This is a genomic window from Gemmatimonadaceae bacterium (assembly GCA_019637445.1).
Lineage (GTDB): Bacteria > Gemmatimonadota > Gemmatimonadetes > Gemmatimonadales > Gemmatimonadaceae > Pseudogemmatithrix.
Map to the genome: position 1 here is coordinate 725,759 of JAHBVS010000001.1, position 14,881 is coordinate 740,639.

The 14,881-nt window shown below is 69.4% G+C and carries 13 protein-coding genes; 8 read left to right on the forward strand and 5 right to left on the reverse strand.

What is annotated here, in order from left to right; all coding sequences use genetic code 11:
* Window positions 1-123: 123 nt before the first annotated feature.
* The 3 genes from KF709_03410 to KF709_03420 are packed head-to-tail and all read right to left on the reverse strand — an operon-like array spanning window position 124 to window position 3,797.
* Window positions 124-1,836 carry a DUF885 family protein gene (locus tag KF709_03410; protein ID MBX3173429.1) on the reverse strand — a complete coding sequence of 571 codons (1,713 nt, stop codon included), beginning with the start codon at window positions 1,834-1,836 and terminating at the stop codon, window positions 124-126.
* A 27-nt stretch (window positions 1,837-1,863) separates the two neighbouring features.
* Window positions 1,864-2,640 (reverse strand): ZIP family metal transporter, encoded by a 777-nt coding sequence (locus KF709_03415; protein MBX3173430.1) that lies wholly within the window; start codon window positions 2,638-2,640, stop codon window positions 1,864-1,866.
* A gap of 38 nt (window positions 2,641-2,678) precedes the next feature.
* Window positions 2,679-3,797: a diaminopropionate ammonia-lyase gene (locus KF709_03420; protein MBX3173431.1), complete on the reverse strand. Its 1,119-nt coding sequence runs from the start codon at window positions 3,795-3,797 to the stop codon at window positions 2,679-2,681.
* Window positions 3,798-3,865: 68 nt separating this feature from the next.
* Between KF709_03420 and KF709_03425 the strand changes: the two genes are divergently transcribed.
* Entirely contained in the window at window positions 3,866-5,557 is a 1,692-nt protein-coding gene (locus KF709_03425; protein MBX3173432.1) for a hypothetical protein, read from the forward strand.
* Window positions 5,558-5,610: 53 nt separating this feature from the next.
* The gene (locus tag KF709_03430) at window positions 5,611-7,005 is read left to right on the forward strand and encodes an AarF/ABC1/UbiB kinase family protein (protein MBX3173433.1); all 1,395 of its coding nucleotides are present in this window, start codon (window positions 5,611-5,613) and stop codon (window positions 7,003-7,005) included.
* Window positions 7,006-7,018: 13 nt separating this feature from the next.
* On the opposite strand, the gene KF709_03435 is transcribed toward KF709_03430, so the two are convergent.
* Together KF709_03435 and KF709_03440 are read right to left on the reverse strand one after the other, a co-directional pair.
* A complete protein-coding gene (locus KF709_03435) occupies window positions 7,019-7,357 on the reverse strand; it encodes a PilZ domain-containing protein (GenBank protein ID MBX3173434.1) in 339 nt (112 codons plus the stop codon).
* Between the two features lie 72 nt (window positions 7,358-7,429).
* Window positions 7,430-8,575 carry an alanine racemase gene (locus tag KF709_03440; GenBank protein ID MBX3173435.1) on the reverse strand — a complete coding sequence of 382 codons (1,146 nt, stop codon included), beginning with the start codon at window positions 8,573-8,575 and terminating at the stop codon, window positions 7,430-7,432.
* Between the two features lie 325 nt (window positions 8,576-8,900).
* Here KF709_03440 and KF709_03445 point away from each other — a divergent pair, with 325 nt between their 5' ends.
* From KF709_03445 to KF709_03470, 6 genes are all read left to right on the forward strand, one after another.
* Window positions 8,901-9,278, forward strand: a complete 378-nt coding sequence (locus KF709_03445) for a hypothetical protein (protein MBX3173436.1) — start codon at window positions 8,901-8,903, stop codon at window positions 9,276-9,278.
* Between the two features lie 69 nt (window positions 9,279-9,347).
* The gene (locus KF709_03450; protein ID MBX3173437.1) at window positions 9,348-10,517 is read left to right on the forward strand and encodes an aminotransferase class V-fold PLP-dependent enzyme; all 1,170 of its coding nucleotides are present in this window, start codon (window positions 9,348-9,350) and stop codon (window positions 10,515-10,517) included.
* Window positions 10,518-10,534: 17 nt separating this feature from the next.
* On the forward strand, window positions 10,535-11,512 hold the full coding sequence (locus tag KF709_03455; GenBank protein MBX3173438.1) for a M48 family metallopeptidase: 978 nt from the start codon (window positions 10,535-10,537) through the stop codon (window positions 11,510-11,512).
* On the forward strand, window positions 11,509-12,789 hold the full coding sequence (purD, locus tag KF709_03460) for a phosphoribosylamine--glycine ligase (protein ID MBX3173439.1): 1,281 nt from the start codon (window positions 11,509-11,511) through the stop codon (window positions 12,787-12,789). The genes KF709_03455 and purD overlap by 4 nt, the downstream gene beginning before the upstream one ends.
* Window positions 12,790-12,808: 19 nt before the next feature.
* Window positions 12,809-13,729 carry a bifunctional DNA-formamidopyrimidine glycosylase/DNA-(apurinic or apyrimidinic site) lyase gene (gene mutM, locus KF709_03465; protein ID MBX3173440.1) on the forward strand — a complete coding sequence of 307 codons (921 nt, stop codon included), beginning with the start codon at window positions 12,809-12,811 and terminating at the stop codon, window positions 13,727-13,729.
* Window positions 13,726-14,868 (forward strand): GIY-YIG nuclease family protein, encoded by a 1,143-nt coding sequence (locus KF709_03470; GenBank protein ID MBX3173441.1) that lies wholly within the window; start codon window positions 13,726-13,728, stop codon window positions 14,866-14,868. The genes mutM and KF709_03470 overlap by 4 nt, the downstream gene beginning before the upstream one ends.
* Window positions 14,869-14,881: the final 13 nt, after the last annotated feature.

Genomic DNA, 14,881 nt, shown 5'->3' on the forward strand with positions numbered 1-14,881 from the left:
GACGGACAGACGCCCCGGTCGCCACGCAGTGGCGGCCGGGGCGTTCTGCATCGGCGCCGCGGTGGGCGCGCTTCGCGGTTTTGCCGCGAGGCGCGCGGGACCCAACTCACCGCGCCTGGCGAATCAACAGCCCCGGCAGGGCGGGCCGAGCCGCTGGTCGTCGCCCAGCGCGCGTAGCATGCGCGCATCGCCGGTCAGCTCCCAGTGGATCAACGACACGGGAATCATCCCGGCCGCATTCACTTCATCGAAGAAGCGCCGCAGCGAGAAATCGTCGCCAAGCTGCCGAGCGCGCAGCGCCATCGTTTCCTCCATCAGCCGCCCGCCGGTCACGTAGCTCGGGCCGTATCCCGGCTGCCGTAGATACAGGTGCTGCTCGGAGCCCAACAACGCATCCGGCCGCATCCAGCCACGCGGCGTCCACTGCACGTGGATCTCGCCCGCCTCCTGCATCGTGAGTTCGTTGGAGTGCGCGTAGAGGTTGCCCAGCCCACGCGCCGCGCGCGTGATGAGCATGATCCACACGACCTCACGCGTGCGCGGGCTCAGGTCGTAGAGCCCGGCGTGCATCATCCACTCTTCCATCGCCGTGGCCATGCCCTCGGCGCGGCTCATCCAGACGTTGTAGAGCAGCGGCCCGCGGCGGATCGTGCTGGCGTGCGGCTCGTAGCGCATGCGCCCGTTGTCCCACCAGTGGTAGAGGTGCGTCCACAATGGAATCGGGTCGCGCTGGGTGGCCTGCATGAAGAAATCCCGCGTCTCCGCCGGCGCGTAGGCTGGCATGCGCTCGCGCAGGGCGCGCTCCATCCACGGTTCCATCCGCCAGAGATCGTGGCCCGTGGCGAACTCCATCCAACGCGGGATGGCGATGGATTGCCGGTACGCGTAGTCCTCCGGCGTGTTGGCCACCGAGAGTTCCGGCAGATAGCGATTGCGCGACTCCTCCAGCCGCAGCGCCGCGTGCGCCCGCGCGAGCTCGCGCTGCGTGATGGTGACCTCGTCCTGCCAGGTCAGCGGCACCAGCAGCACGTGCTTGAGGAACCAGGTGTACTGCTCCACGCCGATGCCCGAGGGGCCACTGCGGTTCGGGGCCTCGTCGCGCAGCCACTGCGCGAAGGCATCGGTCTCCGCCTTTGCCTCGTCGATGGCGGCGAGGAGGGCGCGGTCGTCCGCGCTGCCTGAGCGCCCCCCGATGAACTCGTTCACGCGCTCTTTGAGCCGCGTCAGCGCCGTCGACTGATTCTCGAACGCGCGCACGCCACCCACCCAGAGGTCGCGCGCATTGCTCGCCGCAAGGTTCACGCGCGCCTGGGCCAGCAGCGGCTTCACGCCGCGCAGCGCGGTGGCCAGTCGTCGTGATTCATCGCGATTGAGTGCGCGCGGTTGGTCCAGCACCGTGCGCGGCCAGATGGGATACTGCCACAGCCGGATGGCACCGTGGATCGTCGGGCCTTCCTCTGCCGGCGTGTCGCTCTCGGCCGTGCGTACCGACGCGTAGTACGCCGGGTCGCGCGCGAAGGGCTTGAGCACCGACAGGTGGTACTGCATCCCATTCATCTCGGCGCGCACCAGGTGCCAGTCCACCTGCTCCGGCACGCTCCACCCGGTGGTGTCGAGCGCGCGCAGCTGGGCCTGCCAGGCCGAGAGTTCCTGCAACCGGCGCGCGTTGGTGGCCGCCGAGTAGTCCGGCGCGCCGTCGACTCGCGGCGGCTGCTCGAAGGCACGCCACTCGGCGAACAGTGCCTCAAGCTGCGGATAGGTCCGGCTCGGCCGCGCCGACTGCGCGGGCAGGGCAATCGGCAGGCCGAGGGCGGCCAGCAGGAACAGATGGCGCATCAACATCCTCCTCACGCGAGAGAGGGGTCAGTGACCGCCGAACGCGGCGGCGAGGGCGCTGAGGGCGAAACCGGCGGCGCTGGCCGCGAGCTGCGGCAAGGGAAGATCCCAGGTGCGCTGGGCCTTGAGTTGCGAAATGCTCACGGCGGCGCCGACAAAAAGGAACGAACCGGCAGCGAAGGGCACGAGCAACTCGGCGACCGTCGCGGTCGCCGCGCCAAGCCAGAAGGTGAAGCCGGCCCCGAGGAACGCGAGCGCACCCGTCAGCAGCGAGAGAAGCAGTGCCCGGCTCGGCCGCGTGCCGTAGTGCACGAAGACGCCAAAGGTCCCGATCTCGCGCGGTAGTTCGTGGGCGAGCATCGCGAGGGCGACGGTGAGGCCACTGCCTTCGCCGGCCAGGAACGCGGCGGCAATCAGCGCACCGTCCACGAAGTTGTGCGCGCCGTCGGCGATGGCACTCACCGCGACCATGGCGGGATCGTCGAACGCCGAGAGCGATGGTGCGGGCGCCGGCGTCTCGTGAGACGTGTGCTGCAGGCGGTGCAGCAGTCGCTCGAGGATGAAACTTCCGACTGCGCCCGCTACGACTGCGATCGCGACGAACCGAACGTCAGGATGGCGCTCGTAGGCCTCGGGCAACAGATGAAACACGGCCGCGCCGATCAACGCGCCCGCGCCGAAGGACACCAGCCACGGCAACACGCGTCCCAACGGACGGGGCGACGTCGCCAACGCAACCAGTACCAGCAGCGGCAGGCCGGTGACGGCGGCGACGGCGAGGTACGCGGCGGTGGAGGCGCTCATCCTTGGAACGTTAGCGAACGTGGCAAGGGGCCGTGCCTCTAGCGCAGCCGCGCGCGGCCGGTGCCGCCCACGATCTCGGCGTACAGCGCCGGCTCGGTGACGCCTTCCGTGAGCAGGGCCATGGCCCGTGTGCGCGGCGTGATGCCCAATGCGTCGCGAAGCTCCTGTAGCCCTGGCTCTTCGCGCAGGGCCAGCAGCGCCCCTGCGCCCGCCGCTCCGGACGTTCCCACGGGAATCGCCGGGTCCTCGCCGGGGGGACGCGCGAGCAACCGCATCGCGCGGCGCGCCCACTCGTCGTCAATGGCCACAAAGGCATCGAATCCCGCCGCGATTGCCGGCCACGCCGCCGACGACGCGGCGCCACAGCGCAGGCCGCCCATCATCGTGTCGTGAGGTCCGGGAACCGTCGTCAAGGCACCGGCGCGCGCACTCGCCAACAGGCAAGCCGCGCCGAGCGGCTCGACCACCACGAGCCGTGGCCGCGGTCGCTCGGGGTGCATCGCGTACCAACTCGCCACCGCCGCCGCCAGGCCGCCGACACCACCCTGCACGACCACAAGCTCAGGCGGCTTCTTCTTCCACTGCACGCTCGCTTCGTCCATCAGCCGCGTGTAGCCGAGCATGATCAGCCGGGGAATCTCCTCGTAGCCCTCGTACGAGGTGTCGGACACGACCGTGCAGCCATCGCGGGCCGCGTCGGCGGCGGCGCGCGCGACCGCGTCGTCGTAGCTGCCGTCCACGCGCACAAGCTCCGCGCCTTCGAGTTCAATCGCCTCCGCACGCTCCCCGCTCACCTGCGCCGCGACGTACACACGCGCCCGGAGCCCAAGCTCGCGCGCCGAGCGCGCCACCGCGCGTCCGTGGTTGCCCTCGCTGGCGCAGACGACGGTCGCGCCCGCTGCCAGAAGGCCGCGTCGACGCAACTCCGCCATCGCGAATCCCGCCCCGAGGATTTTGAACGCCGGTAGGTCCTCGCGCGCCGTCTCGTCCTTGAGCCGCAGCGACTTGAGGCCGAGGCTGCCGGCCAGGCCCTTGGCACGATGCAGCGGCGTCGGCGCCAGCCTGCGCGCCGCCGCGAGCGCGGCACGATCCGCCTCCGAGAACAGCGACACGGGCGCTGGGCCGCGCTCGTGCAGGAACCATTGGGACGCTCGCACGCGCGGAATATGGCGCGGCGCACGCGGGCTGTCTTGCCGGGCCGGAGACGGGCCGCCAAGTTCCGGCCGTGTTCGTCGCCGACGCTCCCCCAGCGGCCGTCACGCCTGTCGTCGAGCCGGAGTTCGCGACGTGCAACGGCGAGACCATCTCCCGCATCGACGTCTACCGCTACGCACCCGCCGCCCGCGGCCTGCGGGCGGGCGAGCGCCAGGCCACCGACCCCTCTGCCCGCGGCCGACGCCTCGACAACGCCGACACAGACGTCATCCGGGCCTACCTGCGCATCCGCGAGGACGCGCCCTGCCTCGAGCAGAATCGCGCGGACTCCGAACGCCTGATCCGCCGCCTGCCCTTCGTGGCCTCGGCAGCCATCACACCCGTGGCGGACGGCAACGGGCGCGTGCGGATTCGCGTGGACGTCGTGAACGAGTTTCCCCTGGTCGTTGGCGGTGGACTGCGCGGCCTCAAGCTCGATGAGATCCGGCTCGGCACGCTCGACTTCCAGGAGCGTGGGACCACGCTGATTGGCTCCCTTCAGCGCGGCGACGCCTACCGTGACGGCATCGGGGCGCACTACGGGCAGCCCGGTTTCCTGGGCGGGCCGCGCGACCTCACGGTCTCGGGCGCCTTCGCCCCACTGGGCGGCCACGCGCGGCTTACGCTGGTGCAGCCCCTGTTGGCCGAGGCACAGGCCAATGCCTTCCTGCTGCAGCTCTCGACGGCGGAGCGATACGACAACGTCTATCGCAACACGGCGGAGACGGCCGCCGCGCGTGTGCAGCGCAGCGCCTATCAGTTCGGGGTGCTGCAGCGCATCGGCCGTCCGGGCCGCGGCCTGATCGGCATCGCGGGACTCGCCATGCTCGGCTCCTACACGGAAGCGGATCGCAACCTGGTATTCGTCACGGATTCGGGGCTGCAGCCCGTGACGGATACGACCCTCGACGCGCACTACGGGGTCTTTCAGTCGCACCACGTGGCGGCGCTGGTGGGCCTGCGCGCGCTGCGCTTCCGTCGCGCGGGCCGCTTCGACGCACTACGGGCGGAACAGGACATTGCGCAGGGCGCCGAGTTGACGCTCGTGTTCGGTCCAGGCATCGGCCCTGACCGCGATGACTTGATCGCCAGCGGACTCTACCTGGGCGCCGGCACGCCACGCTCGTTCGTCTCGCTGCAGGCGAACTTCGAGGGCCGCATCCGCCAGGCCCTCGGCGACGGCACCTGGCGCTTCGGCGTCGGCCACGTGCACCTCACCTGGTTCCGCCTGCGCTCGGAGCGTCGCACGAGCACCCTCACGCTGCAGGGCAGCGTGCTCGAGGGGCATCCCCTGCCCTCACAGCTGACCATGCGCGACGTCGAGGGCGGTCTGCTCGGCTACGGCGAGTCGCAGCGGGCCGGCGGGCAACGCATCGTCGCGCGCGCCGAGGATCGTTGGCTAGTGACGGGCAGCGCGGCGCGCTTCGACCTGGCGGTCGGGACCTTTGCAGATGTCGGCCAGCTCTGGGCGCGCGACGTCCCCTTCGGCGTGGACTCCCCACTGATGTCGTCCGTGGGCGTCTCGCTGTACGGCGCCTATCCGTCCGGCGGCCGTCGCGTCTACCGCGTGGATCTGGGCGTGCCGCTCTCGCGCGGTCCGGGCGACCGCGCGCTGGTGCTCCGCTTCTCGACCTTCGACCGGATCATCGGTCGCAGCCGCGAGCCACGCGACGTGCGCACCACGCGCTTCGAGACGGGCCCGGCCACCGCCATCCGCTGGTAGGCATCGGCCCGACACCGAACGCCACGGTCGGACGTTAGGTGTCTGGAAGACCCGTGCACACGATTCGAGTCCTCCTCGCTCTCGGGCCACTGGCCCTCTCGTTCGTCCGCGACTACCGCCGCTGGCTGTGGTTCGGGCGACCGGTGACGCGCACACCGGAGTTTCATCGCCGACGCGCGCGGCGCCTCGTCGCGCGCGTGGTCGCGCTGGGCCCAACCTTCGTGAAACTCGCGCAGGTGTTCAGCGCGCGGGCCGACCTCATTCCCGAGCCATACCTCAGCGAACTTGCTTCGCTGACCGATCAGGTGCCGCCCGTTCCCTGGCCCGAGATCGAGCGCCAGATGCGCGAGGCCTACGGCGTCGAACCGTCGCAGGTGTTTGAGGCGTTGGACACGACGCCGATCGCCGCAGCGTCCCTCGGCCAGGTGCACCGCGCCCGCTGGCGTGGCCGCGATGTCGCCGTGAAGGTGCTGCGGCCCGGCGTGGAGCAGGCGGTGGCGCGCGACCTCGTCAGCGCGCGAGCGATTGCCTTGCGCTTGGCACGACGCTGGCCCGTGCCACACGTGCTCGGCGTCCAGGCGCTGGTGGAAGAGTTTGCCACGCGCATCGGCGAAGAAATGGACTTTCGGCTCGAGGCCGAGTACGCGACCGAAGTGCGCGCGAACTTCGCAACGAACCCACGCGTGGTGATTCCCGAGGTGATGCACGAGCTGACACGGCAGCGTGTGCTGGTGCTGCAGTTCATCGAGGGCCGCCGTGTTGACCGCCTGCCGCCCGACTCGGCGGACGCCATGCGCCTGGCCGGACTGGTGCTGGAGGTCTACGTGCAGATGATGCTGGTGGACGGCCTGTTCCACGCCGACCCACACGCCGGCAACCTGCTGCTCTCCACCGACGGCCGGCTTGTCCTGCTCGACTTCGGAATGATGGTGCGGGTGCCGGCGCACCTGCGGCTCGCGCTGATCCGCACGGTCTTCGCCTCGATCCGCCGCGACCCGGCGGCGGTCGCCGATGGCTTCCGCCGCCTCGGCCTCATCGCGCCTGGCGCCGACCCCGGCGAGATCCTGCGCCTGTCCGAGGTGTTGGTGGAGCTGAGCATCAAGCGCAGCACCACGAAGGAACGCATGGAGACGATGCTCGCCGACCAGGTGATGACTTCGCTCTATGACTTCCCGGTCATCCTCCCGCGCGACCTCGTGTACTTCGCGCGCACGGCAGCGCTGATCGAAGGCATCGGCACGCGCTACGATCCCTACTTCAACGGGATCACGGTCGGCACGCCAATCGTGATGCGGATGCGCAGCCGCATCCTGCAGTCGCTGGGTGAGAAGGCCGACCCGAGCCTCGAGGAGCTGGCGGCCCTGGCCGGCTGGGCGGTGGGCACGGCGTGGCGGCGTGTGCGGGAGTCGCTTGGCCCGTGGATCGAGAGCACGGCCGCGCCGCACTAGGCCGCGGCCCGCGTCAGCCGACGACGCTGTAGCGCTTGAGGATGGCGCGCTGCTCGGCGAGCACGTTGTTCCACGGCACGACTTGGTCCACCAGTTGCACGCAGATCAAGCCGGGTTGATGGCGGACCACGCGCCCCTTCACCTCAAGCGGCGTCGAGTGTCGGAAGGCAATGGTGCCCTCAAGCTCGAAGCCGAGCGGGAACACCGGCGTCTCAGGCGTCACTACCAGGGCAACGCCACGTTCGGAGAGGTCGGATACCTCAAGCCGCCGCTCCTTCATCACGAAGGACGGACGCTCAATGACCGGATACTCCAGCCGATAGTACTCGCGGCGCTGCTCGGTTTCAGCCATTCACGACCACGGGAGGGTTTCCCTCAAGTGTCGGTCGCGCGGCGGCGGTTCTTGAAGCCCGCGCGGGCGCCACTACCAGTGGTTGAAGCGGACCCAGCGCTCCACCTGCAACGCGCCATCGGCGAGCACCTGGTACTCCCCGAACTGCGCGGCCGTGGCGCAGGCGTGATTGGGGAGGATGCGCAGTGGCGTGCCGATGGGGAATCGCGCGAGATCGCAGGCGCCGCCACCACGCGCCGTGACAATTCCGTGCTCCTGATTGGCGCTGTGCACCACCAGCCCGTCAATCGGCTGGCCAAGCACGTCGCAGACCACCCCATAGCCCTGGTCCACGGCCTGAGTCGCCGTGCCGCGGTCGCGCGAGAGCGCCATCCAACCCGCATCCGTGATGAGCCATCCCTTCTTCACCTGGTGTCCAATCACCGTGGCAAGCACCGAGATGGCGATGTCATCCACGTCGCAGACACCGATGCCCGCCATCACCAGATCCTGGAAGACGTAAACGCCCGCGCGCACCTCCGTGACGCCATCGAGCCGCTCGGCGAACAACGCGGTTGGGGTCGAGCCCACGGAGACCGTGTCACAGCGGAAGCCCGCGTCGCGGAGCCGTTCGGCGGCGAGTACCGCGGCGGCGCGCTCCTGTTCCGCCATCGCACGCTTCGCGTCTGCGGTCACGCAGCCGTAGGACTCGCCGGCGTGCGTGAGCACCCCTCGCAGGTTGTCGCCGAGCGCGGCCGCGATCTGAAGGAGTTCGGGCGCATCGGGCTTTACGCCGGAGCGGTGCCCGTCGCTGTCGATCTCGATCAGCACGGGGACGCTGAGTGCCCGGGATGCAGCGAACTCCGCGACCATCGTAGCCATCGCGACGCTATCGAGGATGCAGGTCAGCGACGCACCCCGGGCGCGCAATGCGGCCACGTGTGGGAGCTTCTGCGGCGCGAGGCCCACTGCGTAGAGGAGATCAGGAATGCCCGCCTGGTAGCAGGCCTCGGCTTCGCGCAGCGTGGAGACGGTGACGCCACCCGGTTGCCCCTCGAGCACGCGTCGGATGATCGGCACGCTCTTGGCGGTCTTCACGTGAGGGCGCAACGGAACGCCCAGCGCAGCCAAGTGCCCCCCCAGGCGCGCGATGTTGCGGTCGAGGCGCTCGAGGTCGAGCAGCAAGGCGGGTGTTTCGAGTTGGGCCAGGGCCTCGGCCAGCGACAGAATGTCGGTCATGTCCATACGTTAGCACGTTCCTGGCCCCCTCCGTGATCTCGCATCACAGTGCCGGCACGACACCGTCGAGCTCCGCACACGCTGCCCGAAGTCCCGGCGCTTGCCCTAGTGGCCGCGGAGCGACGAAGTTCAGGCGCGTCGCCGCACGAACGCCGGCCTTCTTCCACCACACATGATTCGAGTCCCAACCCGACGCGGAGCCCTGGCACTCATTGCGTGCAGCTGCATCGCCAGCGCGTGCCTGCCGTCCACGGAGCCCGAGATCGAGCTCGTCGCGACCCCTGGGGCATTCTCCGCGGTGGTAAGCGGCGCGGTCGCTGCTTCAGTGAGCGGCTCCGCCGCACTCGAGACCTCGCCTGGGGCCCTGCTCTGTCCCGACGTCGCACTGGAGCCCACCGAGGGTGACGTTGCCATCAAGTTTGGGTCCACCGCCGACCTCGCGAGTCCCGAGTGCGCGCTGCTCACGGGATCCATCGTCTACGGCGCGCTGGCCTTTCAGCCACCACTCGTGCCGACGGTCAGGGTTCCCGCATCTGGGAATCCGCTGCTCGCCGAGTACTACCTGGTGCGGGCCGGCGAACTTGAGATCCTCGAGTCCACCCCGTCCAAGCTGTTCGGGCGCTTTGACTTCGAGGCCGCAACAACCGACGGGACGACCATCAAGGCGATTCGGGTTCGCGGGAGCTTCTGGGTCGTACCGTGACCGAGCGCGGGGCGTAGTGGGCCGCGACAGCTCACGACCAGCCTTCGTGATTCCAGCTAGATTGTGGCAATGACCAAGATCTTCCCCGAAGACCTCGCCGCGCGACTCGCCACCCGCGCCATCCACGCCGGCCAACGCCCCGACGCTACCTCGGGCGCCATCATGCCCCCGATCTACCAGACCTCCACCTACGCGCAGGAAGCGCTGGGGGTCAACAAGGGCTACGAGTACGCGCGCGGCAAGAACCCAACCCGCGAGGCGCTCGAGCGCAACGTCGCCGCACTCGAAGGCGCGCAGCACGGCTTCGCGTTCTCGTCGGGGATGGGCTGCCTCAACTCCCTGATGATGCTGTTCAAGACGGGCGACCACATCGTCATCGGCGCCAACGTCTACGGCGGCACCTTCCGGCTCTTCGACAAGCTGCTGCAGCACTTCGGGCTGTCGTTCACCTGGGTGGACATGCGCGACCCGCAGCACATCGCCGACGCGATGACCAAGAAGACGGTCGCGGTGATGCTGGAGACGCCGACCAACCCGCTGATGCAGCTGGCCGACATCAAGGCCGCCGCCGAGATCGCCAAGAAGGCCGGCGCGCTCACCATCGTCGACAACACCTTCGCCACGCCAATCTTCCAGTCGCCGCTCCTGCTCGGCGCCGACATCGTCTGGCATTCGAGCACGAAGTACCTCAACGGCCACTCGGATCTCATCGGTGGCGTCGCCGTCACGAACAACGACGAACTCGCGGCGAAGATCCAGTTCATCGCAAACTCTGCAGGGGCAGTACCCGGCCCTATGGATGCCTGGCTCACCCTGCGCGGCACCAAGACGCTGGCGCTCCGCATGCGGGCCCACGATGCCAACGGCCGGCAGGTCGCCGATTGGCTGGCCAAGCGCGTCGGCGCCGAGCAGGTGTTCTATCCTGGGCTGGCCTCGCACCCGCAGCACGAACTGGCCAAGCGCCAGATGAGCGGCTTCGGCGGCATGGTCTCCGTCGAGACCGGCTCCAAGGCCAATGCCAACACGATCGTCACCCGCCTCAAGGTCTTCACGCTGGCCGAATCTTTGGGCGGTGTGGAATCGTTGGTATGTCAGCCGGCGGGGATGACACACGCCTCGGTGGACCCGGCGCGCCGCGCGGAGATCGGCATCACGGACGGCCTGCTCCGCTTCTCATGCGGCGTTGAGGACCCGCAGGACCTGCTCGAGGACCTCGAGCAGGCTTTCAAGGGGCTCTGACCCCGAAGGAGACTCCGATGGCCCGCACCATCCTGACCGACATCGCGTCCAAGACCTGGGAGCATCCCGCGGACCGCGCCGCCCTCTCGGCGATGCGCGCCCTCCCTGGCTTCGACACCGCCGTCAACGCCTTCGCCAAGGCCTTCGGCGAGCGCGGCGTGCGCCATCTGTTCACTGCCAGCGCCGTGCGCGTGGGCCCCACGCAGCGTCCGCAGCTCGACGCGATGTGGACCGAGGTCCTGCAGACACTCGATTGGCCCACGCGGCCGCAGCTCTTCGTCACCGCCTCGCCCAACGTGAATGCGGGTGCGGTCGGCTTCGGCGAGCCCTTCGTCGTCATCAACTCGGCGGCCATCGAACACCTCACAGCCGACGAGCTGCGTTCGATCCTCGCGCACGAACTCGGCCACGTGATGAGCGGGCACGTCACGTATCGCACGATCGCGCAGATCATCCTGATGCTGGGCATCGGCAATCTGCCCTTCCTTGCCGGCGTGGCCATCCTGCCCTTCCAGCTCGCCATCCTCGAGTGGTACCGCAAGAGCGAGCTCTCCTGCGACCGCGCCGCGCTGCTCGGCGTGCAGGATCCCGACTTGGTGCTCACCACGCTGATGAAGCTGGCCGGCGGGCGCGAGTTCGGGGACACGCTCAATCTCGACGCTTTCAAGGAGCAGAGCCGCGAGTACGAGTACGACGACTCCGCCTGGGACACGGTGCTCAAGGCCATCAACACGGCCTTCCAGACGCATCCGTTCGCCACCATTCGCGCCGGTGAGTTGCAGCGCTGGACGGCGAGCGGCGAGTACGCGCGCATCCTCGCGGGCGAGTACACGCGCCGCGCCGACGTGAAGCGTGGCGAGGGCCTCGGCGACGACATCAAGCAGGGCGCCAACTACTACGCCGACCAGGCGAAGGCCGCCGCCGAGAAGGTTGGTGACACGGTCAAGCGCGCCCGCGATGCCTTCACCGACGCCGTGCGAGGCGCCAGCCGTTGAAGATCCTGATCGTCGGCGGCGGGGGTCGCGAACACGCCCTCGCTTGGAAGCTCAAGCAGGACGCTCCCGCCGCCGAGATCATCGCGGCTCCTGGCAATCCCGGCATCGCCGAACTCGGGCGATGCGAGGCTGTCTCAGCGACTGACATCGCAGGCCTCCTCGCGCTGGCGCAGCGCGAAGCCGTGGCGTTTACCGTGGTCGGGCCGGAGGCGCCACTCGCGCTCGGCATCGTGGATCGCTTCCGCGCCGCCGGCCTCGCCGTGTTTGGCCCCACGCAGGACGCTGCGCGCATCGAGACCTCCAAGCGCTTCGCCAAGGAGTTGATGCTAAAGGCCGGCGTTCCCACGGCCTCCGCGCGCACGTTCACCACGATTCCCGAAGCAAAGGCCGAGGTCCGCCGACTCGGCGCACCCGTGGTCGTGAAGGCCAGCGGCATCGCCGCGGGCAAGGGCGTGATTGTTGCGCAGACGCCGGCCGAGGCTGAGGCAGCCATCGACGACATGCTCGACGCCAAGGTGTTCGGCGATGCGGGCGCCGAGGTGCTGGTCGAGGAGTTTATGGAGGGCGAGGAACTCTCGCTCTTTGCGCTCACCGACGGCACGCACGTCCTACCGATGCTCGCGGCGCAGGATCACAAGCGGATTGGCGAGGGCGATACTGGACCGAACACGGGCGGGATGGGCGCCTACACGCCAGTGTCGCTTGCGACGCCGGCACTGCTTGCGAAGGTGACAGAACAGATTCTGTTGCCCACACTCCGCGCCATGCGCGACGCGGGCTGTCCGTTCACCGGGCTGCTCTACGCCGGGCTGATGCTCACCAAGGACGGCCCCAAGGTCGTTGAGTTCAACTGCCGGTTCGGCGATCCCGAAACGCAGGCCATCCTGCCGATGCTCAAGTCGTCGCTGCTGGCGCCGATGCAGGCGATTGCAGAGGGGCGCAGCGTCGAGAGCTTCCAACCGTTCGCGTGGCATCCAGGGGCAGCGGTCACCACCGTCGTGGCCGCCGAGGGATATCCGGGTAGCGTGCGCTCGGGCGACGTGATCGCGCTGCCCGCTCCATGCGCCGGCGTGACCGTCTTCCACGCCGGCACGAAGCGCGACGCGAAGAGCCACGAGCTACTCACCGCTGGCGGACGCGTCGTGGCCGTGACCGCGGTCGCCGAGTCCCTGGAGAAGGCGCAGTCCCTGAGCGGCCGCAGTGCGGCGGATGTGCGCTTCGAGGGCCGGCAGTACCGCCGTGATATCGGCTGGCGCGAACTCGCACGGATGCAGTAGGCGCACGCGTCTCATCGCCGTGCCCGAACTCCCAGAGACCGAAACCATTGCCCGCGACCTCGACGGCGCCCTCCGCGGCGCCGTTGTGCGTTCGGTCGAGGTGCTGCGAGCGGACGTGCTGCGCGACCCGACGCGGGGAGGACGCGCGTTGCGCGGAGCGGCAGCCGCGCGCGAGGCCGCGTCATTTGAAGGCGCACTGACCGGTACGACGATCGTGCGGGTCTGGCGGCGCGCGAAGTCGATTGTGCTTGGCCTCGGCGAGCGCGGCAGCGTCGTGGTCACCCCACGCTTCACCGGCGCGCTCTTGCTGCGCGACGCGGAGCGCCCGCGCACCCTCAGCTCGCGAGACCACGGGCCGCGAGCGGCCGCCGCGACGGGCGCCGAGGGTGACCCGTACTCCTGCATCCTCGTGTCACTCGACGATGGCCGTCGACTCGCCTACCGCGATGTCCGCCGCCTCGGCACGGTCGCCTTGCTCAGTCCGGCGCAGTTCACCGCATGGGACCAGAGCCTCGGCCCCGAGCCGCTTGACCCAGCCCTCACCGCCGAGCGATTTTCGGGAATCCTTCGGGGGTCGCGTCGCGCCGTGAAGTCCGTGTTGATGGATCAAGCTCGTCTAGCAGGCGTGGGCAACATCTACGCCAACGAGTCGCTGTTCGCGGCGGGACTGCGTCCCACGCGCGCCGCGGCCCGCGTGTCGCGCGCACAGGGAGCAGCGCTGCTCGCCGCGCTACGCGAGATCCTCCGCGCCAGCATCGCCGCCCGCGGCACGACATTTCGCGACTATCAGGACGCGTACGGTGGCCGTGGCGGCTTCGCCGCACAGCTGCAGGTCTACGGCCGCGGTGGACTGCCCTGCCCGCGCTGCGGCGAACCGCTGCGCGAGACGCATCGGCTGGAAGGCCGGAGCACCGTGTGGTGCGGGAGCTGCCAGCGATGAGCCCCCGCCGTCGTCGCCGCCGCGGTCCGCTCGCCCCGCCCAAGGATGTCGAGATGCGCATCGACAACCTGCTCGCGGTGGTGAAGGACACCGCGCGCAACGTCCCCGGGGTGTATCGCATGACCTCCGCGGAAGGCGAGGTCATCTACGTCGGAAAGGCCAAGGCGCTTCGCACCCGACTACTCAGCTACTTCCGCGCGCAGTATCCCAAGGACAAGGGCGCGCGGATCCTGCGCGAGGCCGCGACGGTCACCTGGGAACAGCAGCCCAGTGAGTTCGCCGCGCTCCTACGCGAGTTGCGCCTCATCAAGCAGCTCAAGCCACGCTACAACGTCGCGATGAAACGCGACGCGCGGTACCACGCCTTCGTGCGCATCTCGCGCGGGCCGGCCCCGCGGCTGCAGGTGGTGCGCGCGGCGGGACAGGACGAGCACGGCACCTACTACGGCCCCTTCCGCGGCGCCCTGCAACTTGGCGACGCCATCCGCGAGCTCAACGACGCGTTGGGACTCCGCGACTGTGCCCTCGGCACGCCGATGTTCTTCGCGGACCAGGTCGAGTTTCCCAACGTTGCCCCGCGCACACCCGGTTGCATCCGCCACGAGATCGGCCGCTGCCTCGGGCCCTGCGTGGCCGCCGTGAAGGAGCGCGAGTATGACGCCGCGTTTGCCGCGGCCCGCGCCTTCCTTGAAGGGGCCGACGACGCCCCGATGCATCTCCTGCGCGGCCGCATGGAATCCGCCAGCGACTCGCTCGATTTCGAACGCGCCGCCTTCTGGCGCGACAAGCTCCAGCGGCTCGAGGGCCTGCGCGAACAGTTCGTGCGTCTGCGATTCGCACTGGAGTCGCTGTCGTTCACCTACGACCTGCCGGGCGTGGACGGCAATGACCGCACCTACATCGTGCGTCGCGGCTGCATCCGCGACGAGCTGCCCACCCCGCGCGACGCGGCGGGACGCGCCCTGCTCGCACGGCGCATCGCCGAGCTGACCCGGGGTGGCCGCTTCGTTGAGCGCACGGTGCCGGGCCACGAAGTCGACGAAGTGCTGCTCGTTGCCGGCTGGTTCCGGAAGTTTCCCAAGGAGTTGGACCGTACCACCCCCTTCCCGACCCAAGCGGTAGCGGGCCAGAGCGCCTGAGCCGATCGGACCA